This window comes from Motilimonas sp. 1_MG-2023, from assembly GCF_030547455.1.
GTDB lineage: Bacteria > Pseudomonadota > Gammaproteobacteria > Enterobacterales > CBDFNC01 > Motilimonas.
Window position 1 is genome coordinate 1 of the sequence record NZ_JAUOPX010000037.1, and the last position, 21,957, is coordinate 21,957.

General features: G+C 43.8%; 18 protein-coding genes and 2 pseudogenes. 8 read left to right on the plus strand and 12 right to left on the minus strand.

The annotated features are described in order from the left end of the window. Positions 1 to 114: 114 nt before the first annotated feature. The 4 genes and pseudogenes from Q4519_RS16540 to Q4519_RS16555 form a co-directional block, all read right to left on the minus strand. Positions 115 to 870 (minus strand): annotated as a pseudogene (locus Q4519_RS16540) (transposase); the annotation flags it as partial. Between the two features lie 241 nt (positions 871 to 1,111). Then, a complete protein-coding gene (locus Q4519_RS16545; protein WP_303514154.1) occupies positions 1,112 to 1,747 on the minus strand; it encodes a DJ-1/PfpI family protein in 636 nt (211 codons plus the stop codon). 98 nt (positions 1,748 to 1,845) lie between these two features. Beyond that, positions 1,846 to 2,676, minus strand: a complete 831-nt coding sequence (locus tag Q4519_RS16550) for an alpha/beta hydrolase (RefSeq protein ID WP_303514156.1) — start codon at positions 2,674 to 2,676, stop codon at positions 1,846 to 1,848. A gap of 221 nt (positions 2,677 to 2,897) precedes the next feature. Further along, positions 2,898 to 3,242: an SMI1/KNR4 family protein gene (locus Q4519_RS16555; RefSeq protein ID WP_303514158.1), complete on the minus strand. Its 345-nt coding sequence runs from the start codon at positions 3,240 to 3,242 to the stop codon at positions 2,898 to 2,900. A gap of 360 nt (positions 3,243 to 3,602) precedes the next feature. On the opposite strand from Q4519_RS16555, the gene Q4519_RS16560 reads away from it, so the two are divergent. Then, positions 3,603 to 4,373, plus strand: coding sequence for a reverse transcriptase domain-containing protein (locus Q4519_RS16560; RefSeq protein WP_303514219.1), 771 nt, complete (start codon positions 3,603 to 3,605; stop codon positions 4,371 to 4,373). Between the two features lie 81 nt (positions 4,374 to 4,454). Here the strand turns inward: Q4519_RS16560 and Q4519_RS16565 are convergent, their stop codons facing one another. From Q4519_RS16565 to Q4519_RS16575, 3 genes and pseudogenes are all read right to left on the minus strand, one after another. Next, positions 4,455 to 5,456: a hypothetical protein gene (locus Q4519_RS16565; protein WP_303514161.1), complete on the minus strand. Its 1,002-nt coding sequence runs from the start codon at positions 5,454 to 5,456 to the stop codon at positions 4,455 to 4,457. A 621-nt stretch (positions 5,457 to 6,077) separates the two neighbouring features. After that, positions 6,078 to 6,308 (minus strand): transposase, encoded by a 231-nt coding sequence (locus tag Q4519_RS16570; RefSeq protein WP_303514221.1) that lies wholly within the window; start codon positions 6,306 to 6,308, stop codon positions 6,078 to 6,080. Positions 6,309 to 6,478: 170 nt separating this feature from the next. Further along, a pseudogene (locus Q4519_RS16575) lies at positions 6,479 to 6,670 on the minus strand (helix-turn-helix domain-containing protein); the annotation flags it as partial. A gap of 137 nt (positions 6,671 to 6,807) precedes the next feature. Between Q4519_RS16575 and Q4519_RS16580 the strand changes: the two are divergent. Next, positions 6,808 to 7,290, plus strand: coding sequence for a hypothetical protein (locus Q4519_RS16580; RefSeq protein ID WP_303514163.1), 483 nt, complete (start codon positions 6,808 to 6,810; stop codon positions 7,288 to 7,290). Between the two features lie 154 nt (positions 7,291 to 7,444). Continuing rightward, positions 7,445 to 7,912, plus strand: a complete 468-nt coding sequence (locus tag Q4519_RS16585) for a DUF1456 family protein (protein ID WP_232802589.1) — start codon at positions 7,445 to 7,447, stop codon at positions 7,910 to 7,912. Between the two features lie 190 nt (positions 7,913 to 8,102). On the opposite strand, the gene Q4519_RS16590 is transcribed toward Q4519_RS16585, so the two are convergent. Then, complete coding sequence (locus tag Q4519_RS16590; protein WP_303514166.1) at positions 8,103 to 8,393, minus strand: DUF1244 domain-containing protein; 291 nt, start codon at positions 8,391 to 8,393, stop codon at positions 8,103 to 8,105. 84 nt (positions 8,394 to 8,477) lie between these two features. Between Q4519_RS16590 and Q4519_RS16595 the strand changes: the two genes are divergently transcribed. Further along, entirely contained in the window at positions 8,478 to 8,930 is a 453-nt protein-coding gene (locus tag Q4519_RS16595; RefSeq protein ID WP_303514167.1) for a hypothetical protein, read from the plus strand. Positions 8,931 to 9,283: 353 nt separating this feature from the next. Here the strand turns inward: Q4519_RS16595 and glpK are convergent, their stop codons facing one another. Together glpK and Q4519_RS16605 are read right to left on the minus strand one after the other, a co-directional pair. Continuing rightward, the gene (gene glpK / locus Q4519_RS16600; RefSeq protein WP_232802586.1) at positions 9,284 to 10,783 is read right to left on the minus strand and encodes a glycerol kinase GlpK; all 1,500 of its coding nucleotides are present in this window, start codon (positions 10,781 to 10,783) and stop codon (positions 9,284 to 9,286) included. Positions 10,784 to 10,821: 38 nt separating this feature from the next. Next, entirely contained in the window at positions 10,822 to 11,670 is an 849-nt protein-coding gene (locus Q4519_RS16605) for an MIP/aquaporin family protein (RefSeq protein WP_303514170.1), read from the minus strand. 374 nt (positions 11,671 to 12,044) lie between these two features. On the opposite strand from Q4519_RS16605, the gene glpD reads away from it, so the two are divergent. Then, positions 12,045 to 13,610, plus strand: a complete 1,566-nt coding sequence (gene glpD, locus Q4519_RS16610; RefSeq protein ID WP_303514172.1) for a glycerol-3-phosphate dehydrogenase — start codon at positions 12,045 to 12,047, stop codon at positions 13,608 to 13,610. Between the two features lie 283 nt (positions 13,611 to 13,893). Continuing rightward, complete coding sequence (locus Q4519_RS16615) at positions 13,894 to 14,658, plus strand: DeoR/GlpR family transcriptional regulator (protein ID WP_232802583.1); 765 nt, start codon at positions 13,894 to 13,896, stop codon at positions 14,656 to 14,658. Between the two features lie 442 nt (positions 14,659 to 15,100). Here Q4519_RS16615 and Q4519_RS16620 read toward each other — a convergent pair whose 3' ends face one another. Then, the gene (locus Q4519_RS16620) at positions 15,101 to 16,009 is read right to left on the minus strand and encodes a LysR family transcriptional regulator (RefSeq protein ID WP_303514176.1); all 909 of its coding nucleotides are present in this window, start codon (positions 16,007 to 16,009) and stop codon (positions 15,101 to 15,103) included. A gap of 125 nt (positions 16,010 to 16,134) precedes the next feature. Between Q4519_RS16620 and Q4519_RS16625 the strand changes: the two genes are divergently transcribed. Then, entirely contained in the window at positions 16,135 to 16,743 is a 609-nt protein-coding gene (locus Q4519_RS16625) for a glutathione S-transferase family protein (RefSeq protein WP_232802581.1), read from the plus strand. A gap of 303 nt (positions 16,744 to 17,046) precedes the next feature. On the opposite strand, the gene Q4519_RS16630 is transcribed toward Q4519_RS16625, so the two are convergent. After that, positions 17,047 to 19,113, minus strand: a complete 2,067-nt coding sequence (locus Q4519_RS16630) for a glycoside hydrolase family 19 protein (protein ID WP_303514179.1) — start codon at positions 19,111 to 19,113, stop codon at positions 17,047 to 17,049. A 704-nt stretch (positions 19,114 to 19,817) separates the two neighbouring features. Between Q4519_RS16630 and Q4519_RS16635 the strand changes: the two genes are divergently transcribed. Further along, positions 19,818 to 21,731, plus strand: a complete 1,914-nt coding sequence (locus Q4519_RS16635; protein ID WP_303514181.1) for a methyl-accepting chemotaxis protein — start codon at positions 19,818 to 19,820, stop codon at positions 21,729 to 21,731. The last annotated feature ends 226 nt before the right edge of the window (positions 21,732 to 21,957 follow it).

A 21,957-nucleotide genomic window follows, 5' to 3' on the forward strand; every position in this document is an offset into this window, starting at 1 on the left:
GACATATTGATACCTGCTTAGTTACGGTGATCTTATCACCTCTAATCAGGTGGCCAAAATAGTTGTACCACTACATATTGACTTGTTAGTCTGCCGCGTGAGGGGGATAGCTTGCTATGGCGTTTTAACGCAACGCTTAGCTAGCTGATTTAATTTTGAGGACCAATATACTGAGTTCGAGGTAATTTGGATAGTCTTTATGCCCATATTTATCTGAATGTTACGAACGCTCAAGCCTTCCACGCTAGCGTAGAATTTTCGCCTATCCCGTTTTAGTGCAGCTGTATTTCTGATTGTCTGATCACCCCCATATTGAGCTTCACGAGGCTGACCACATTCTTTGCAACAAGTGGCTTGCTGGCCTTGCTCCATTAAATCCTGCCACTTAATGGCTTTGCTTTTGCTGACGGTAATTTGCCCCCATTCGGCTCTCGCTTGGTTTAATTTTTCAACGCATCGGCTGTGGTACAAGCCCATGTATTGATATTGCGGTTTTTTCGGCAACGCGATGTGAGCCAGTATTCGCTGGATCAAATCTTGATGGCTTAAGGTCAGAAATTCACGCCGCTCAGTTTGGTACGATTGGTAGCTAATTCGCACGTTTGTTTCCGTTAATTTAAGTAATTGATTGTTCTTGATCGCGCCACCTCGAATGTACCGAGACAGGTATTTCACCACGCCATTGCCATGCGCGAAGGCTTTTGCACAATGCACCACCCAGTCTAACCGCCCCCACTTATTAAACAGGTTACTGAGGGTTTGCGGCGTATCGCCTTGCGGCACTTTTAATTCGTTATTTTTGAGTGCGAGTCTGAGTTTGCTCAGGTACTTCCCTCGAAATAGCTGCATCATGACTTTGGCAGATAAAAAACTTTTCCGTTTCGGGGTTTGCTAGTGGTCTTCAACATCTAACCCGCCATGACTGTTTAAGCAGTGAATATGAGGGAAATTTAGGTGGGTGTCCCCATTATTTTTTAGCAATGAGTTCCTAGCAACTCAAGGTCTGGTATCACTGAAGGACATTTAGATAAAGGTTCATTACGGAAGATGAACCGCCCATTGCACATCTTCTCAATCAAGAGTGCATGATGGGTGGTGTGGGGGCTGGTGGTTAGAGACCTCCGGCTAACCGATTATGCGAATTTTTCAACTCTGCTGATTGAATAGTCGTGGCAATAAGCTCTTCAAAAAGTTCTAACTGTCCAGCTGGGATTAATTGATTCTGTATAGCTTTTCGTTTACTTGAGTCAAACAGCCGCTCTGCCAGCCAACCAATTAGATACATTAGTGAGAGACAACCTCCGGCAGTGGCTACGTTACCTTCTATCACGAGAGGTAAGTCTTGAACGTCTCCTCCCATGCTTTGTAGAACACTCTTAGCGTCTGGATTCGTGGTTAACGGCTTACCTTTTAGTATACCTAGCTCATGAAGGATAAATGACCCCGCACAAATCGAACCAATTAGCTGCTTATTTGGGTCAAGATTCAGCGCTGACATAAATCCAGTATCTCTCATGGCGGCTGGAATGCCACGTTTACCACTCGTTATAAGAACGACATCTTGATTCGTTACCTCAGAAACATGTCCGTCAGTTTTAACTTTCATACCAAGATGGGAATAATGTTCAGGTTTAGTTCCCAGTATGCTAACTGACCAACTATCAGTTGTTCGCCCAAGCAAGTCATACATAAGAAAGAAGTCTACATCTGTGAAATCATCAAATAAAACAACGCCAACTTTATACATTAAATTTTATCTCTTTCGTTGATCTCATAAGTCGCATGCGCGCGAACTTGTGAGCGTCGTAGGTGCCGCAGGCCCCGAAAGCCGCGATTTGTTATGCATCATTTCCGTTTTATACCATATACCCAATCCAAGCCTTGAATGGCCGTAGTCGGGAATGCTGTGGCGTGGCTGGCGCCTGAAACGACGGCAAAGTTTAGCTCCATCTCTGCGTTGCTTAATGCTGTAATTCTGTCTCTGAGCTGCATAGCACCTGCAACCATGTCTTGCCTTTCGCCAAAAGCTGGCGTTTCATACTCGCCTACGGATAAATATACTTTTATCTTCGCCTTTGCTTTGGTTAAGGGGATATTTAGTATTGCGTAATCATCAAACCAAACCGATGGGCTCCCCAATATGTAGCTGGAAAACAAATCCGGTTCAGTAAATAGAATATAAGCACCAAATAAACCGCCCAGTGAATTACCGACAAAGGCTCGATCCGTTTTGCTCGCCCTATATTGGCTTTCAATAAATGGCATTACGGTTTCACGCAAAAAAGTTGTGTGCGCTTTAGCATTTCCAGTCTGCAACTTCCAGGCTTTCGCCGATGTTGGCGTGTAGTCTCTGATCCTGCTGCTGGCACCCTTCGAACCTTTCTCATAAGACATTGCAACAATGATTGCATGCTGCATTAGGCCGCTATTCATCGGAAAACGCATAGCACCACTCACAATTGGAAAGCTGTAATGCGCGTCGGTGAGGTAAATTACCGGGTAAATCTGGTCAGTATTCGTCGTGTAGGAAGGTGGCAGTTGAATAAACAAGGGGTAGATACGCCCACTAGATTTTTCTTCAAGCTCGATTACTGAGCTTCGTGGTAATTCATAGGGGGTGTTAGCACTTGACGTAAAACAGACGAACAGAAATGCCAAACATATAAACAACTTCATTTGATAATCCATGATGTATAGCGGGCCTGTAGAATTTTTCTTTGAATAATATTTAGTGATTTTTTTTGAGTCTCTGTATCGCATTCTAAGCCATTAAAACGACTTTGCTAATGCATTTACAAACCTTAAATCACACTTGTTTTTGTTAAAATCGAGTAATTCTACAGCCTCAACGCCCGGCTCAACTGCAGGAGGTCAGATTGCAGCCGCTTGTTATGTGATTACTCTTCTTCATAAACCAAGCCTTCTTCAAGCCACTTTTGAAAGCTTGAACTAACTAACTCTTTAAGGCTCGGAACCATACTTCCACGCCCAACTGCATACACATTTGAATCATTTTCATTGAGGCTCAGAATGAAAGCCATACCTCCACCATTGTCTCCAATACTGATATAGCCAGGAGCATATTCTTTCGTTTCATAGCATTCATTTCGTTCAATCAAATCTTCAGGAAGATATAGATAAACATCTCCATCAAGTTCACCCTGATGACTTGAAAGAAATTCACGATACTCCTTTGGTAAAGGGCTATCAAAATACTGTTCGATTATAGAGATATTCTTCATGCTCGCTTCACATAACGAGCCTGTAGAATTACTCGTTCTAAAATATATTTTTATGATGCACCAAACCATAGCTGAGTTCTTGTTTTGACTCAATTGTTTAGTCTTTTTCTGCTGGGATGAAAATCATTGTGATTTGACGCTTGTATGGGGGCTGGAGGTTAGGGACTCCAGCTACCCGATTATATGTCTTTACCAGATACCATTGGTAATCGCCTCTAATTTCTGATTGATATTCATGTATACCTCTATGCCTAACGCCTATATTAAGCGGACAAAATAGTTGGTTATAATGTGTCGCGGAGCGGAACCTAACCAACTGTTTTAGTTCTGTTTAAATTTAGCCGTAAAGTCAAAGCAGTGATGCGCCTACTCGGTAAATACCTAAGAGCAGGCATTGCAGACGCTGAAACCGGTCTTTGGTTAGAGTCATGCAAAGGCGTACCACAAGGCGGGCCGTTATCCCCTTTGTTGTCGAATATTTTACTGGATGAACTAGAACAAAAGTTGGCGCGTCAACAACCTAAGTTTGCGCGTTACGCTGACGACATCATCATCCTAGTGAAGACGAAAAGCCAAGGCATAGCGGTCAAAGAAGAGCTGACTAGGTTTATCACCAAGCGGCTTAAATTGCGGATAAATGAAGAGAAAAGTCGAGTCGGCCCTGTGTCTGGCTCCAAGTTTCTCGGGTTTACCTTCCGTTACGGCAAAATTCAGATCCACGACAGTGCATTAAAGCGATTTAAGGCCAAAGTCAGGGAGCTAAGCAACCGTAATTGGGGGATCTCAATGGCCCTACAAATTCATAAATTGACGCAATATTTACGCGGCTGGGGATATTACTATCTGGTCGCTAACGCTTATCAGCTTACCGTGGATCTAGATCATTGGATCCGGCGCAGACTGAGAATGTGCTACTGGCGACAGTGGCGAAAACCGCGCACCAAAGTGAGAAGTTTAATCAAGTTGGGTGTCAGTGAACGTCTCGCCATTGCTTGTGGTATCACCAGCAAAGGGCCCTGCAGAAGCTCGAAAACCAAAGGAATCAATATTGGCATAAGCAATGAGTTCCTTGCTGCTCAAGGTCTGGTATCACTGAAGGACATTTGGATTACTATTCATTACGGAAGGTGAACCGCCCATTGCACATCTTCTCAATAAAGAGTGCATGATGGGTGGTGTGGGGCTGGAGGTTAGAGACCTCCGGCTACCCGATTAGGTTTTTTTATGGCTGATTTTTCGTTTAAATCTCTGAAGAAGATGTTTGTCATTGGCACAAGCATGGAGCCTTTGAATGGCGCTTGTATCATTTTGATTTTTGCCAAGCACCTTTCCATAAACACCATAATCTTCATTAGCCTGTTTATTTTCAAATGTGGCTAAAATTAGCCTTGTTGATTCAAGTGATTTCAAATAGCGTGTAGCAATCTCTACCAGATCATGAGTCTTAATGTTAGATATAACGTACCGATGTATTACACGATTCCTTAGTTGGTATAGAGCATTTAATTCATCGAATTTTTCATCGTCAATAATGCCAAATTCTTTAGCATGCTCGTATATTTTTCGCTCCATTATTCCCCATTCGCCATCTGCTTGGAAAAAGTATTTAACATCGATATCGTTAGTTTGGGCCTTTATTTGTTTTGCGATCACAATACTCAATCTAAGGTAAGCATCTATTTGATTAGCTGCAATAGCAATTATTTCAATATAAGACTCAGATTCAATGGCAGAAAACAGTAAATCATGAGATGCAGCTAATGAAGCGTGAAACCTATCGGATTTATCTAAATCGGCAGCAAGTTTACGATCCGTTTGCGGGACAATTACGACAGTATTTAATATTGTCCTTACAATTTTAAGTTGTTCTTCTATACGAGGATCATTTATTAATTTTGTGTCATGAATATATTTTCCGATTAGAGCTTGATCACCTAAAGCACCGTGGTATAAGCGAGTGCAGAATTCAGAATCATCAAGATTAGATTCTCTCCACTCTAATTTTTTTATACCTTCAGGATTCGCATTTGCAACTTTAGGAGCCAATTCCTCCAACGGGTAACAACTTAATTGAAAACAACCAATTGATTCGTCGTAAGGTTGAAAGCTATAAGGTGAGATTTCTTCCTCACCTTTAAAGGCTGGATTGAGATATTGCCAATCAATAGGAATTTGTATTATTAGTATACCGTTTGGCTCAGTCCAATGTTTCATTCGATACTCGATGCTATACCTGCTAAAAACCTAACGCTTCAATCAGCCTCATCGTTTCTTCCGCATCACTTAACCACCGCGACCTTACTCGATGTAGGTTGCATTGACCTTGTTAAGTCTGCCGCGTGAGGGGGATAGCTCGCTATGCCGTTTTAACGCAACGCTTAGCGAGCTGATTTAATTTTGAGGACCAATATACTGGGTTGAAGCGGGTTTGAATAGCCTTTATTTTCTCTATTTATCTGGATGTTACGCAGGAGCAAGCCTTCCACGCTAGCGTAGAATTTTCGCCTATCCCGTTTTAGTGCAGCTGTATTTCTGATTGTCTGATCACCCCCATATTGAGCTTCACGAGCCGACTCAACGGCTGACCACATTCTTTGCAGCAAGTGGCTTGCTGGCCTTGCTCCATTAATTCCTGCCACTTAATGGCGTTGCTTTTGCTGACGGTAATTTGCCCCCATTCGGCTCTCGCTTGGTTTAATTTTTGAACGCATCGGCTGTGGTACAAGCCCATATATTGATATTGCGGTTTTTCGGCAACGCGATGTGAGTCAGTATTCGCTGGAGCAAATCTTGATGGTTTAAGGTCAGAAATTCACGCCGCTCAGTTTGGTGCGATTAGCTAATTCGCACGTTTGTTTCCGTTAATTTAAGTAATTGATTGTTCTTGAACGCGCCACCTCGAATGTACCGAGACAGGTATTTCACCACGCCATTGCCATGCTCGTAGGTTTTTGCACAATGCACCATCCAGTCTAACCGTCCCCACTTATTAAACAGGTTGGTGAGGATTTGCGGCGTATCGCCTTGCGGCACTTTTAATTCGTTATTTTTGAGTGCGAGTCTTATGTTTGCTCAGGTACTTCCCTCGAAATAGCTGCATCATGACTTTGGCAGGCAAAAAACTTTTCCGCGTCGGTGTTTGCCAGTGACCATCAACATCCAATCCACTATTGACTGTTTAAGCAGTGAATATGAGGGAAATTTAGGTGGGTGTCCCCATTATTTTTATTTGATGTTAGATTAGGTGTTCGACGAGACTTATCAATGAGCGCATTAATCCCGCCATCTTCAACCAACTCTTGATAACGATAAAATTTATCTCATGATACACCCATGACTTTGCAGGCGCTCGATACATTGCCAAGTTCTTCGGCAAGATTGAGTAAACCAGCTTTGTGTTTGATGATAGGATTGTTAGTATGAAACATGAGAGTTACCTCTTTTTATGTTTTGATTTAAGATTAGACACCTTTATCAAAACGGGTAACTTTCACTTTTTCAAGTAGATGTGTCAGATCTTGTCTGAACTAATACACATCATTGCGCTAACGACAAAGGAATAGGGATGCGCCCGCAACTAAAAACTATTTTAATCTGTGTATCGGCCTTGTGTACTTTGTGGCTATGCGTAACGTCAGGTCACACCGCTTTTGCTATTTGTTTCTTTGCTATTCCAATCGGATTAGCCAAAATCATAGAACAGCTTACCGCGGCGTTAAAAAAGAGAGCATTTTCAGCGCTGCGCTTGGTTAGTTTCATTATCATCGCTTCTTCTGGACCTGTTGGCTTGATATATGCCCATCATGGGGTAGAAACCAATGCAGCACCATTAATCGTTGAGTTAGGTAAGTATCACCAAAAACACGGACAATACCCAGCGTCATTAACAGAGATAACCGCTGTTGATATTCCAAAGTGCAAAACTTCTCATGACATGTTCTATTGGCGTAATGAAAGCAATGATAGCTATACTCTGGGATGTGTGACGTTTGCGTTTAATAAGTTTTTATATCATTCCAAAACCGAGCAGTGGGGCAATTTTGACTAACTCACTCGCCTTATCAAGCGCATTGAATTTTGTTATTTGCTTCTTTGTATTGTATCTGGATACTCATTCTAATACGTACTGACCGCTCTTAAATGCTGCTCGATAATATAAGGCTTTTGTGGTAGTTTAGCCGCCTAAATTTTCGGAGTGTTTTATGATCCATAACCTTGTTTTACGTCGCCTGCGTTACGCGTTGAATTTAAAAGAAACTGACATGCAAGCGATCTTTGCTTTAGCTGGCCATAAGATCAAGCCATTTTCCATTAGCTTGTTATTGAAAAAAGAAGACGAACAAGGCTATTTAGAGTGTAGTGACGCGGTGCTCGAAAAGTTTTTAGATGGATTAATTATTCAGCGCCGCGGTGTGCGTGAAGGGCAAGCGCCTGCAACAGCACAACGTATGAATAACAATTTGATTTTGAAAAAAATCCGTATTGCGTTTGAATTAAAAGAAGATGACTTGCTCGATATTATGGATAAAGCGGGTTTTGCTTTGTCTCGCCCTGAGCTCAGCGCACTGTTTCGTAAATATGATAGCCGCAACTACAAAGCGTGTGGCGATCAATTACTGCGTAACTTTTTACACGGCATTTGTGAGCATTACCGACCTAAAAAAGGTTAATGCTTAAGTGTTAGTGCGCAGCTTACTGCTGCGCGTTTGCTTACTTTTTCTTGGCGTTAAACACCGCCATTTTCTCATTGGTAGCGGGCAGCTTATTCGCTGCACATCTGTTTGCCTATTTATTTTTAGCGTTAATCGCCACCATTTGCTCATTGGTAGTGGGCAGCTTATTCGCTGCACATCTGTGTGCTTATTTCTTTTTAGCGTTAAACGCAGCCATTTGCTCATCGGTAGCGGGCAGCTGGTGCTGCTCTTTCCATTGTGAATAGGGCATTTTGTAAATCCACTCTCGCGCTTCATCATCTGTTAGCTCAACATTACGCGCTTTCGCTTCAGCGGCTATCCACTTACTTAAGCAGTTACGGCAAAAGTCAGCGGTGATCATCAAATCAATGTTTTGCACTTCTTTATGCTCGTCTAAGTGAGCCAGTAGGCGGCGAAAGGCGGCGGCTTCAAGCTCGGTTTTGGTACTGATATCCATGGTAGAACCTTGTTTAGAATGGGCTAAAGATTGCTGCAGCAATGCCGATAACGTGATTAAGTATTCGTTATTTTATGGCACATTATGAACATAACGCCGCAACGTGATGGGGTCGATGTTAATCCATCCCTAGTTAGGCCACAAGGGCCGACTGAGGTAAAGGAAGACCGCCTCGAGGGCGTGGGTCATCCGCCACCACCACCGCCGACTAGCGATACGGTCACCATTTCTCCGCAAGCGCGTGAGCTGCTGGCAAAAGAGCAGGGCGGGCAAGGGCGAGATAAGCCAAAAGTCAGTGATGAATTAAAAGAGCAAATGCTTAGCCAGCGCCAGCAAGAGCTAAGTAAAGGCAGTAAAACCAATGAAGATGTGAAGCAAGAGCAGATTCAAGCGACCAAAGATGAAATAAAGAAGGTAAAAGAGGCGCTGCAAAAAATACAGCATGAAACCAGTGAAATGGCTGAAAAACAACGTGACCAGTTAAACTTGGCGTTGGTGCAATTGAATACTCAGCTGCTGGAGTTGATGCGCAGTTAACCCCTTATTAACCGCAATTCTGGATCAGTAAAATATACTTTACCCGATTGTAATAAGCTTAAGTAAAGCTGAGGTTTATTAATAATTGCGGCAGGGCAAGAGCATGAACGTATTTCAAACAATTTGTGATTACTTATTAGACGAATATTTGCAGCATGGATGCAGCAACTAAGCCATCAACAGCTTTTGAAGGATGATTTTACGGCGATTTGTATAATAATTAATCACTTATGCGTTCACCCTGATCATTGCGGTGACAACCCCAAGCGCAACACTTAGCAATGAACACTTAGCGATGGCTTGGGGGCAGAGGCATTGTTTGCCTTAATTATGGCTAACTTGTTAAAGAAAAATTATTCGGTGATCCAACCTTTGGCACACTCAACCGCACGTTTCCAGCCATTATGGCGGCGTTCACGTTTGCCGTCGTCGGCACAAGGTTGGAACGAACGATCCAGCACTGATTTGTGTTTAAGCTCTTCAATGCTGCCCCAGAAACCCACCGCTAAACCTGCGAGATAAGCCGCGCCTAATGCCGTTACTTCTGTTACTACTGGGCGCTGAACTTCGGTGTTTAACACATCAGACTGGAACTGCATTAAGAAGTTGTTGGCCACCGCGCCGCCATCCACTTTTAGAAAATCGAGCTTGATGCCTGAATCTGCCTGCATTGCGGAAATAACATCTAATGATTGATAGGCGATACTTTCCAATGTGGCACGGATTATGTGATTGCGGTTTACCCCACGGGTTAACCCAACAATGGCACCGCGGGCATACGGGTCCCAATGTGGTGCGCCTAGGCCAGTAAATGCTGGCACCACATAAGCGCCATTTGAGGTGTCTACTTTAGTGGCAAAATATTCGGTGTCGGCAACATCGCTAATTAGTTGTAGCTCATCGCGCAGCCATTGTACGGATGCGCCGCCCATGAATACTGCCCCTTCTAGTGCATAGCTTACTTCGCCTTTTGGGCCGCAGGCGAGGGTGGTTAACAGGCCGTTTTTGGAGGTAACTTTCTTATCACCCGTGTTCATTAATAAGAAACAACCTGTGCCGTAGGTGTTTTTGGCTTGTCCGGCTTCTACACACATTTGGCCAAATAAAGCCGCTTGCTGATCCCCTGCAATACCGGCGATGGGAATACGTGTGCCGCCTTTACCACCTATGTTGGTTTGTGCGTATACTTCCGATGATGATTTGACTTCTGGCATCATGGCGCGAGGAATACCTAATGCATCAAGTAGTTTGTCATCCCACTCTAGGGTATTGATGTTAAATAGCATGGTACGGCTGGCATTGGTTGGGTCGGTGACGTGGGTACGACCTTGGGTCATGTTCCAAATCAGCCATGAGTCCACGGTGCCGAACGCTAATTCACCTTTTTCTGCTTGCTCACGTGCACCTTCAACATGGTCTAAAATCCATTTTACTTTGGTGCCGGAGAAGTATGGGTCAACCACTAGGCCAGTATTTTCGAGAATGTATTCTTCTAAGCCTGCTTGTTTTAGCTCTTCACAAATGCTGGCTGTACGGCGACATTGCCAAACTATGGCGTTATAAATAGGCTTGCCCGTTGCGCGGTTCCAAACAATGGTGGTTTCACGTTGGTTGGTAATACCAATGCCGGCGATCTCATCAGAATGCAAACCTCCCTTAGCTAACGCTTCAACCAATGTTGAGCTTTGTGACGCCCAAATTTCTAATGGATCATGCTCAACCCAACCTGCTTGCGGATAAATTTGGGTGAATTCACGTTGTGCGCTACAAACAATATTGGCATCACGATCGAGTACGATAGCGCGAGAGCTAGTAGTGCCTTGGTCTAGAGCAACGATGTATTTCTTTTCCATGATAATGTCCTATTTTCTTTAATTGTAGATCGTGATGTTTATGCGTTTGTTGAAACTTGTGGTGCGTTTTCAGCGGGTTCATTTGCTGTTTGCTCGTCATTGGTAAGGTAAATACCAATCACTTTTGGATAGAGCCAGCCGCCGAGAGATGCGCCCATGATGGGAGCTAAAATGGGTACAATGAAATACGGAATGTCTTTACCGCCGGTAAGCGCTATATCACCCCAGCCGGCCAGGTAGGCGAAAAATTTCGGGCCAAAGTCACGCGCCGGGTTCATGGCAAAGCCGGTTAGTGGACCCAACGAGCCACCAATTACCGCGATTAATAAACCAACCAGTAACGGCGTGGCGGCACCATTGGCTGCGCCATTGCGATCATCCCCTAACGCTAGAATCACAAACATCAACACCGCAGTGATCACTAATTCTACTGCGAAGGCCCCGCCAAAGCTGAGTAATGGGTTGGGGTAAGTAGAGAAGATCCCCGCCAGCGCTAAGCTTTCTTGGCTGCCTCGTACCATGTTGTGAGTGAGTTCATAGTCAATAAATAAATTACTGTATAAGGCATAGACCAGTGCCGCGGCACTAAACGCGCCCAGCAATTGTGAACCGATATACGGCAGCACTTTACGTCTATCAAAACCGTGGCTTAACGTTAATGCAATGGTGACGGCTGGGTTAAGGTGAGCGCCAGAGACACCACCCGAGCAATAAATAGCCATCGCGACGCCTACGCCCCAAATAATGCTTATTTCCCACTGACCAAATGTTGCGCCTGTTAACACTAATGCAGCCACACAACCAACACCGAAAAAAATCAGTAACCCAGTACCGATAAATTCTGAGAGGCATTCTCCGAGCAATTGTTTCTCATTATTTTTTCTCATAAAAAATTAACCTATTTGTTGTTTTTTGGAAGAATTCGAACGCAAAGTTACAAGATGTTTACAAGTTGTAAACAAAAAACAGTTAAAAATGTGCGTACGCTCATAATTTTAACTTGATTGCTCATTATCGAGCCTTTTTGTCTCTTTTATATGCCCTTTTTTCACCCTTTTATTAGGTGGTTGGGGTGTTTAAATCTTATACCTATGGTTTTTTTGTATTAATTTATTTTACAAAACAGCTTTTTATGGGGGTTTTGTTGTGCTTTGTAAAATAATTAACAAAAAATACACTAGACTTAATTGTAATTTTCGGTAGATTAACCACAAATGCTCGAACGAACATTAAAAATTACCAATTCGAACAGAGGTTGAAAATGAACAAGCAAGAAAATGTAAATGAGGTGTTAGATCTGATTATTGTTGGTGGTGGCATTAATGGTGCGGGCATTGCCGCCGATGCGGCGGGCCGACAGTTAAAGGTCGGTTTATATGAATCAAGTGATTTTGCTTCTGCCACTTCTTCTGCGAGCTCTAAGTTAATTCATGGTGGACTGCGCTACCTAGAGCATTATGAGTTTCGCTTAGTGTCAGAGTCCCTTGCTGAGCGTGAAGTATTACTCAAAAAAGCCCCTCATATTGCTAAGCCCATGCGCTTTCGTTTGCCTCACCGTCCTTTTTTACGACCGGCATGGATGATCCGTGCAGGCTTATTTCTATATGATCACTTAGGCAAACGCACCACCTTAAAAGGCAGTCATGGCGTTGATTTTCGCCAAACCCACGTACTTAAAGATGAGATGGTAAAAGGCTTTGAGTATTCTGATTGTTGGGTAGATGATGCGCGCTTAGTGCTGCTGAACATTCAACAAGCAGCGCAACATGGCGCGGAAGTTAAGAACTATTGCCATGTTGAGAAAGCGCAGCGGGTGGGCGAACTTTGGCAAGTTACGTTATTTGATAAGCGCACCAACACGCGTTTTCAGCGCCAAGCTCGTGCACTGGTTAATGCAACTGGCCCTTGGGTGCGCAGTTTTATTACCGATAATATGGACGCGAAGTCACCTTACGGCATTCGTTTAATTAAAGGCTCACATATTATTGTGCCGAAAATCCATAATGAAGAACAAGCATACATCTTGCAAAACGATGACCAGCGCATTGTGTTTGTGATCCCGTATCTTGAAGATTACTCGTTGATTGGCACCACTGATGTTGAATTTAAAGGTGATGCCAGAAAAGTTGCGATTGATCAGCAAGAAGTCGACTATTTGATTGAGATTGTGAATAAGCATTTTATTCATCAAATTAAGCGTGATGATGTGGTGTCGACCTTTAGTGGCGTTCGGCCATTATGCGACGATGAGTCTGACTCACCCCAAGCGATCACCCGTGATTACACTTTATCGCTAGAGCAAAAAGAGTCGGGGGCGCCATTGCTGTCGATTTTTGGTGGCAAGCTCACCACTTACCGTAAACTCGCGGAATCGGCGATGAAGCAGCTGGCACCTTTCTTTCCGCGCATGGGCGGCAGCTGGACCGCTGACTCGTTACTCCCTGGCGCGCAAGGCTACGATGAAGCTGCATTAAGCAATCAGTTACGCCAGCAGTGTGCTTGGTTGAGTGATAAAACCATTCGTCGTTACTGCCAGTTGTACGGCACACAGGTAAATACATGGTTACAAGGGATAACTACAGAGGCGCAAATGGGGCAGCACTTTGGTCAAGGCGTGTACCAATGTGAAATTGATTACCTAATCACAGGTGAGTATGCTTTTACTGCACAAGATGTATTATGGCGCCGGACAAAGCTTGGCATCATCTTAAATGCGGATGAGCAAAGCTCCGTGAGCAACTATGTTGCGCAGCAGTTAGGGCGAACCCCTAAAGCGCAATCTGCTGTGGTTCAACCTTTGTTCGAAACCAATCAAAAAGTGGGTTAAGTTGCACTAACTCAGACTTTATCTGACAGTTACCCGTTTTTAATCGGTGACTGTCAGTTTCAATTTAAGCTAAATTCTTTCAGCCTAAATCGATTTACCACCCACTAATACTCCTAGTGGCGTTCTGCCACCGCACATTTGGCCTTGATACATTCGCTAAGTTAGTGGCATATCCTGAAGTTGTTTGGATATAAGAAGTCGTTTGGGTATAAATTGCCTTTTATTGCGCTTATCACGTAAACTAATTGCCACTCAATAGGGCTGTTGGATATAAGGAAAGAGCGTGAAAGCGAGCGAAAGACATGGAAAAATCATTGAGATAGTGAAAGCTCAAGGTTATGTCAGTACGGATGATTTGGTTGCGATGTTCGAGGTGAGCCCGCAAACGATTCGCCGTGATTTAAATGAACTCGCTGATGCTAATAAAATTCGCCGTAATCACGGTGGTGCCACTTTAGCCAATAGCGCTGAGAACTCCCCTTATAGCGCACGAAAAATCATGAACCAACATGAGAAAAATCGCATCGCGCAAGCCTTAGTCAAACACATCCCCGATGGCGCCACGCTATTTATTGATATTGGTACCACGCCAGAGGCGGTGGCAAAAGCGTTACTTGATGAGCATCAACAGCTGCGTATTGTGACCAACAATATCAATGCGGCCATTATTTTAATGAATAAGCCTGACTTTAAAGTGATTTTAGCCGGGGGCGAGGTACGTAACCGAGATGGCGGCGTTACCGGTGAAGCTACGCTCGATTTCATTTCTCAGTTTCGTTTAGATTTTGGCATTTTAGGCATCAGTGGCATTGATTTTGATGGCTCATTGCTCGACTTTGATTATCACGAAGTACGAGTGAAGCGCGCGATTATTGAAAACAGCCGCGCAGTATTTTTGGCGGTTGACCATTCTAAATTTGGCCGTAATGCCATGGTTAACTTAGGCTCGATTAAAGACGTTGATTTAATCGTGACCGATCAAACACCGCCAAAAGAGATAGATGACTTAATAAAGGCATCCGGCATCCAGTTGCAAATACAGCAATAGCGGGTTGTTGTACATCACCCGAGTTCTGGCTAAGCAAAATAGTATATTTCCCCTGCAAAAACGCGGTGGATATGTCCCTATACGCTTTGCGTTTTCATCCCTGAAAACGAAATTTTGCAGTCAAAATATACTTTATCCACTCGTAATATACCCAATCAACTTGAAGATGCATGTTTCAGAGCACCACCGTGTTTTCAATACTAGGCACGCTAATGCAGGAATGTAGGCACCTTTCAATTTAGCGTAACAACGTAGTGGAAACACGGCGGCGCTCCCAAAGGGCAAGTTTTACACGCGTTTATGCTGTGTTATTGATTTTGATAAGGGGAAGCCATTACCTGCAATCAATGCCTTGCCTAAACGCGTGTAAAATCTTGCTGAAATCAAGCATCTCCAGGTTGATTGGGTATAGACTTAAGAAAAGCAGAGGTTACATCCTTTTTTAATGGTCAGGGCGGATATCTCTTTGGCCAAAATGCGCTCGAATAAAGTCGATAAAACAGCGCACCTTAGGGGATAAAAATTGTCGGTGTGGGTAAACCGCATAAAGACCATAGGTTGACGCGTTATATTCAGGCAATACTCTTACTAGCCTGCCTTGATTAATGGCAGGCTCTGCTAGGAAGGTGGGCAACATAGCGATGCCTGCGCCAGCAATAGCAAGTGAAGCGATCGAGCTTGAACTATTAATCGTCATCCTGCCCTTTACATTGACACTCTCTGTTTTGCCATCTCTATCGGTTAACGTCCATCTGTGAGGTTGGCTATGGTTACTGTCTATCAGGCAGTCTAATGTTGCCAGATCGGCAACGGCTTTGGGGGGATTTACCTTTGCTAAATATTCCGGTGCAGCACAAAGCATGAGTGGCAGTTGATTGATTTTTTGCGCGACTAAGCTGGAGTCTGCCAAATGGCCGATCCGAATGGCCAGATCAATACCACCCGATAATAAATCCACTTTTTTGTTGGTTAGTAGAATATCTAACTCAACCTCTGGATACATTGCTAAAAATGTTGGCAGTAAAGGGGCGAGTAAAGTATCGCCAAAAATAACTGAAGTGGTGACGCGTAGTTTACCTTGAGGTTGATGTTGGGCATGTGTGGCACTGGCCTGCATTTTTTGGTAATGCTGCAGCAGAATAAGTGCTTGTTGGTAATAATCTTGGCCGACAGGGGTTAAAACCACTTGTCGCGTGGTGCGATTGAATAACCGCGTACCAAGCTGAGCCTCTACTTGCCCCACATATTTACTGACTAACGCTTTAGATATATCCATACGCTGGGCTGCGGCGGTAAATGAGCCCGTTTCTACAACAGCAACGATGGTGTTTATGCCCACTATAGTATCCACTAGATCACCAATTAGAGTTATTGTTAACTATTTGTTGATAGAGATTCTACGTTAAAATGGTTTTTCTCGTCGCAATTTTTTCCCATACTGCATTTGCTTAGTTATTTGAATTAAAGGAAAAAAAGATGACAAATTTAATACTCCATAGCCATCCTTTATCGGGCCATAGCCATCGTGTGGCGTTATTTTTATCAATATTAAAATTGGACTATACCTCTGTAACAGTGGATTTAGCTAAGGGCGAACAACAACAGCCGGCATTTTTGCAGCTTAACCCGTTAGGACAAGTGCCAGTACTACAAGATGATAACGAGATAATCGCTGACTCAAATGGGATATTGGTCTATCTAGCCCGTCAGTATGATGAGTCTGGTCAATGGATGCCACAACAGCCGATAGAGCAGGGGCGAGTTCAAGGTTTTTTATCCCTCGCTGCTGGTCAGCTAGCGAATGGTCCCGGTGCGTTAAGGAGACACAAGTTATTGGGGGTAGCAATTGATATCGATGCTGCAATGGCGACGAGTGAGCAGTTATTAGCTTATTTGGAACAGCATTTATCCGGACGCGATTGGTTGGTGGGTAAAACTCCGACCATTGCAGATCTTGCGATCTATACCTATACCAAGTTAGCACCGCAAGGAGGAATCAATTTAGCACCATTCCAGTCAATTAACCTTTGGCTTGCTCGGGTTGAAGCGCTTGATGGGTTTATTGCGCCAACTGAAATTAAGTAACCTGAATATTGGATAAATGAAATAGTATGCTTTCCTGCAAAAACGCTGTGAATATGTCCCTATAAGCTTTGCGTTTTCATCCCTGAAAACGAAATTTTGCCGTCAAACATACTTTATCTGGCTGTGTTAGGCTTAAACAGGGTAGAGGTTAAGTAGCGAGCGTAGTAAGTACTAAAGCAGAGGCATTGACTCGGCTGTTCCTTTAAATGAAGGCGATGAAAGATAACCGACACTATGATAAAAAATAGGAGACGCTAGCGTCTCCTATTTTTGTTACTTAGTTAAACTTTGGAAGAGGTTTTTTTACTTCTTCCATACACCCCATGGGCCAGTGGTCGTTGGGTTTTCACCGCGTGTCCACCATTGAGCAGTGTAAGTTACGCCATTTACAACCACTGTATCGCCTGTGTTGTAAATAGTGCTTTCACTCCAAGTGGTATCACCTGTTGGTGGCGCAGTAGGTGCTACTGTAGGTGCTACTGTAGGCGCTACTGTTGGTGCAACGGTTGGTGCTACTGTTGGAGCTGAAGTTGGCTCAGCAGTAGGCGCAGCTGTTGGTTCAGTGGCAACTCCACAAGAAATTTCTTTCCAGAACCAGTTAGTAGCAACCGGTGATTCCCAAACGCCTGGGTTGTTTTGTGCTACAAAACATTTACCTAGGTGGGTTACTTTATCACCGTTGTTTACTTTAGTTGAACCCGCTTTCCAAGTGATAAAGTCACCCGCTGGAGGCTGAGTTGGTTCAACCGTTGGTGCTACAGTAGGCGCTACCGTTGGCTGAGGTGTCGGCGCCACAGTCGGTGCAACTGTTGGTGTTGGAGTAGGCGCAACAGTTGGCGCTACCGTTGGTTTAGGCGTAGGAGCCACGGTTGGTGCTACTGTTGGTGCAACAGTTGGCTCTGCAGTCGGTTCTGTTGTTGGTGTAGGACCTTGGATTTGCTTCCATGGGCCACCTTTACTTGGTTCATCACCTTGAGTGTACCATTTTGCTTCGTAGGTACTGCCCGCATAGCTAACTTTGTCGCCACCAGTGTAAACTTTACTTGCATCCCAAGGGGACACGCCGCCTACAGGAGGCTCAGTTGGCGTTGGTGTTGGATCAACAGGCCCATCAATAACACGCACTTCTGGCCAGTTGGCATGAGACTCGTAAAAGTTAGTCACACACTTCTCGTAATCACCTGGTACCAGTGCAGAGTAAGCCGTTTGGAAACCAACCAATTCACATTCAAATGATTGGCCACCTGGGCGATCGTTGTAGTATTTCCAGTTACCGTCCCAGTTAGTGTAAAGCACGTCAGTGGCGCCGTTTAGGTTTAAGCTGCCGTATGGAAGTTGTTGATAACAAGTGTTTTTCTCATCATCTTCGATTGGGATTTGGTAATGTGAAGAGAGACCTTTCCAGTAACGGATACGGTTAACAGGCTGACCCTTGTTTTTGTTTTGCTCACCACATTCAATACCACCGTTGATAACGTTGATTGTGGTACCAAAACCGTAACCAATACCTGCGTCAATCTCGCGCTGTGAAGGCTTCCAAGTGCGGTCAATTACGTGCAACATGGCTGGTTTTGGCGCTTGTGGCGTTAGGAAGAACCAAATAGCAGAAGCTAAGTTCAACCAAGAATCTGCGACTAGGCCTGGGTTATCAAGTAGTACGGTTGCATCGCCGTCAAACATGACTTCAGAGAATGCGCCGTAGTTAAAGTGGTATGAAAGTTGTTTTGCACCGCGACCAAAATAGCCTTGACCTGCAGCACATGGCCAACGTTTGTTTTGCCAATCATTTTGGCCACAGCCTGTAGTATAACCCGCTTGGCCTTCTGACCAACCCATTTCACGAACGTGGACGAGTGCTTGTTGCCACTCTTCAAGACCTAGTGGGTTGTCCCAAGTATTGTCTTTAGCAATGTGACCACCCGTTTCTTGTGAGAAGTGAGCAAATGCGGTGATGATAGATTTCTTACAAATGGCATCTGAATCACGGCCGTCGGTGTATTCGCCACAAAAGGCTGGGAATTTACCAATGGCACGTAGGAAGCGGGTGTAAGTGTATTCAGGAGCAGCCATGCCCGTTAAGAAGTCCCACTCAGCTTGCGGGAACACGCGCTCAACACGTTTAACGTTTTCAGGGTTACTGGCCGCACCTGGCTCAATTGCTTCAACGACCGAATTTGGACGAGTGCGTAGGGCTTGTGCCCAAACATCGTACATAGGGTTCATTGTTTTCGCGTCTTCAGCGGCTTGAATTTCTGCTTTAGTAACAGTGTAACCCGTTGGGTTGAGAGGGTCTGGCTGAGGGTTCATGGCGTAGCTATTTGCTGCAATACCGCAGCCAACCATTACGGTTAATAGTTTAAGCTTAAACATGTTATATCCTTATTAAATTACCCTTACGGGTAAGGTCCATGAGTGACCAAATACCGCATGTTAAACAGTACTTGGTTGATATTAAGCAAGGAAGTGAAAGACAAATATGGAAGGGATACAACATGAAAATTGCACAATTGGAAAAACTATTCCTTGTACTATGAATCACCCCATCCTTGGTGTCTTGAAGGTTTAATAGTCAATCAATCCGATTGAAAGACACTCACCTCCACATCACAGCATCACTCGCGTAATAGGGTAACTATAGAGCGCAGGAGTTATCGGGCGCAATATTATTTTTTTATGAGTTTGAACTAGATCTTATTTGTAACCCAAATTCCCTGACTTTATTTTTAATTGACCAGTTACTTTGGTCATAAAATCTTCTATGGTCGGTCTTGTTAGCTTATTAAACTAATGGGTTTATTGGTATTAGTTTAATCTGGTTAATCAGATTAATTTCAAGGGATCATTTTTCTTTTTTTGCTGCGTTTGACTATGTTTGATATAGCAACATCCTTCTTACTTTAAATGGATATAAAGCTCATTTTGCAAGTGGGAATCATTGAATTGACTAAAACATCATTAAAATAGGCTGGTAATTTTACCTTTTACCGAGAGCAGGCTATTAAGTCTCCCTTTCTTTAAAGGTATCCTATGCGCCCGCTTGTAAGATTCAATTAAGGTCCGTTATGCTAACAAAAATGAAGCAATCTCTGCTGGTACAAGTTCTTTTTGCTGTGTTCGTTTTGGTAGCATTACAAACCTACAGTTCTATTTCTTTTACTGAAAGTAGCGTGTCAAATCTTGTGATTGATTTACACCGTAAGTTGACTGATTCCTCTGAAGCACTTGAACAAGAGTTGGGTAAAGCAAAACTTGAGAGTCAGCACGCTTTAACAGCCATGGCACAAGACACTCATCAAGCATTAAGCATGAGCTTGAAACAGCAGCTTAGTGAAAAACAGCAAAGTATATCCCAACTGCTTGACCATAATGCTAAAGCTAGCGCTGATGGGATGGCGACCATGCTGGCCTCTATTTCACCTTTAGCGATTGTTGACCGTGATATGCCTAAGCTAACTGAACTGGTGAAGGCCGCTCACCAAAACTCTAGTGTCGTTTTTGCTACTTTTTATGACGATAAAGGGCGCTACCTGACTCGTTACCTTAACAGTGCTAACCCTATGGTTAATCAATTGGTTAATGAGGGGCAAGGTAACCGTAGAATGGAAAAGCTGTTAAATGGTGCGCAAAATAACCCGAATATATATTTGGCACAAACAGACGTTTCTTACCAAGATCGTGTGGTCGGTAAGTTAATTATTGCGCTGGATAAAAGCTTACAAAACAAAGAAATCGAAAAAACAGAAGTAGAGTTTAAACAGCTCATTACCGATAGCGCGGCGCAAGTAGAGCAAATCATCACGCAACAAGCGGTGATTAACCAGAATAAGCTCGAGGTTAGTTTTACCGATGTTAATAAAAGTAACCGTGAATTAATCCGAGAAATTGATGATGAAATGAACCGTGCATCGAGTGGATTGGTCATTAATTTAACCTGGGTTATGGTGGTGCTAGGTGGCGTCATGTTAGCGGCGTTATCGTTTATTTTAGTCAACCGCATTATTTCAAAAGTGAAAGTATTAACTCGTGCGTTGGCTAGCCTTGCCAAGGGGGGCGGGGATTTAACTCAGCAAATAGACATTCATAGTGAAGATGAAATTGGCCTGATGGCGAATAGCGTGAATGAATTTTTAGCGAAAACGCGCTCCCTTATCATTGATGCTAATCAAGCAGCAGATAATACGACCAATCAAGTTAGTATTATTTTATCGAGCAGCCAAGATGTCGATCATGCAGTGCAGCGTCAAAAACAAGAAATTGCTCATGTCAGCACCGCCATGGCTGAGGTGACGCGTGCGATTGAACAAGAAAGTGTGAGTATTCAAGCGGCCTTAGAAAATATTGACAGCGTTAAGTCAGACTCACAAGACAGTGGTGTTATTGCGGCGCAAGTGACTAAGCAAATTAGCCAATTAGTGCAAAAAGTGGACGATGCTAATCAACGCGTCACTAATTTTGATTCACTTAGTATACAGATTGGCAGTGTTTTGGATGTGATTCAGGGGATTGCAGAGCAAACTAATTTATTGGCACTAAATGCCGCTATTGAGGCCGCACGAGCCGGTGAAAGTGGCCGAGGTTTTGCGGTAGTGGCTGATGAAGTAAGGGCGCTGGCCAGTAAAACCCGTGAATCAACAGAAGAAATTCAATTAAGCATTGAACGATTACAGTCGGAGTCAAAAGGGTTAGTGGGTGTGATTGAAGCAGCAGCTAACGATGCACAGCAGAGTATGAATGAAATAGGTCGCTCAGACGCCATTCAACACAGTTTACGCGATGCCATTCAAGGCTTGTACGACATGATCAATTCCATTGCCGCCATGGCCGAGGAGCAAACTGCCGTTGCCAGTGAAGTTAATGCCAGCACCGACAGAATGAACCAAGAATCTGAGCAGTCGTTACTCGCCGTGGCGCGCTCCAGTGAAGTGATTGCGCAACTGCAAGCTCTTTCAGCCGATTTGAAGCATACTATGTCGGCGTTTAAGGTTTAGTCGTTGATTAACAATGAACGCTCACAGCTTGTTAGCGCTTAAGGGGCTGCAAGCTGATGGTGTAAAATGTAAAGCGGCTTTTTCTTAGTTCAGTCGCTTTCCATTTAGGTTTTAATCCACAGTTCTGCTAAGTTAAACGATGCTTATCATCCGATACAGCAGTTCGCGATAACTCGGGCCGTAACCTGATATATTCGCAACTGATAGGGCATAACGTTTGTTTCAC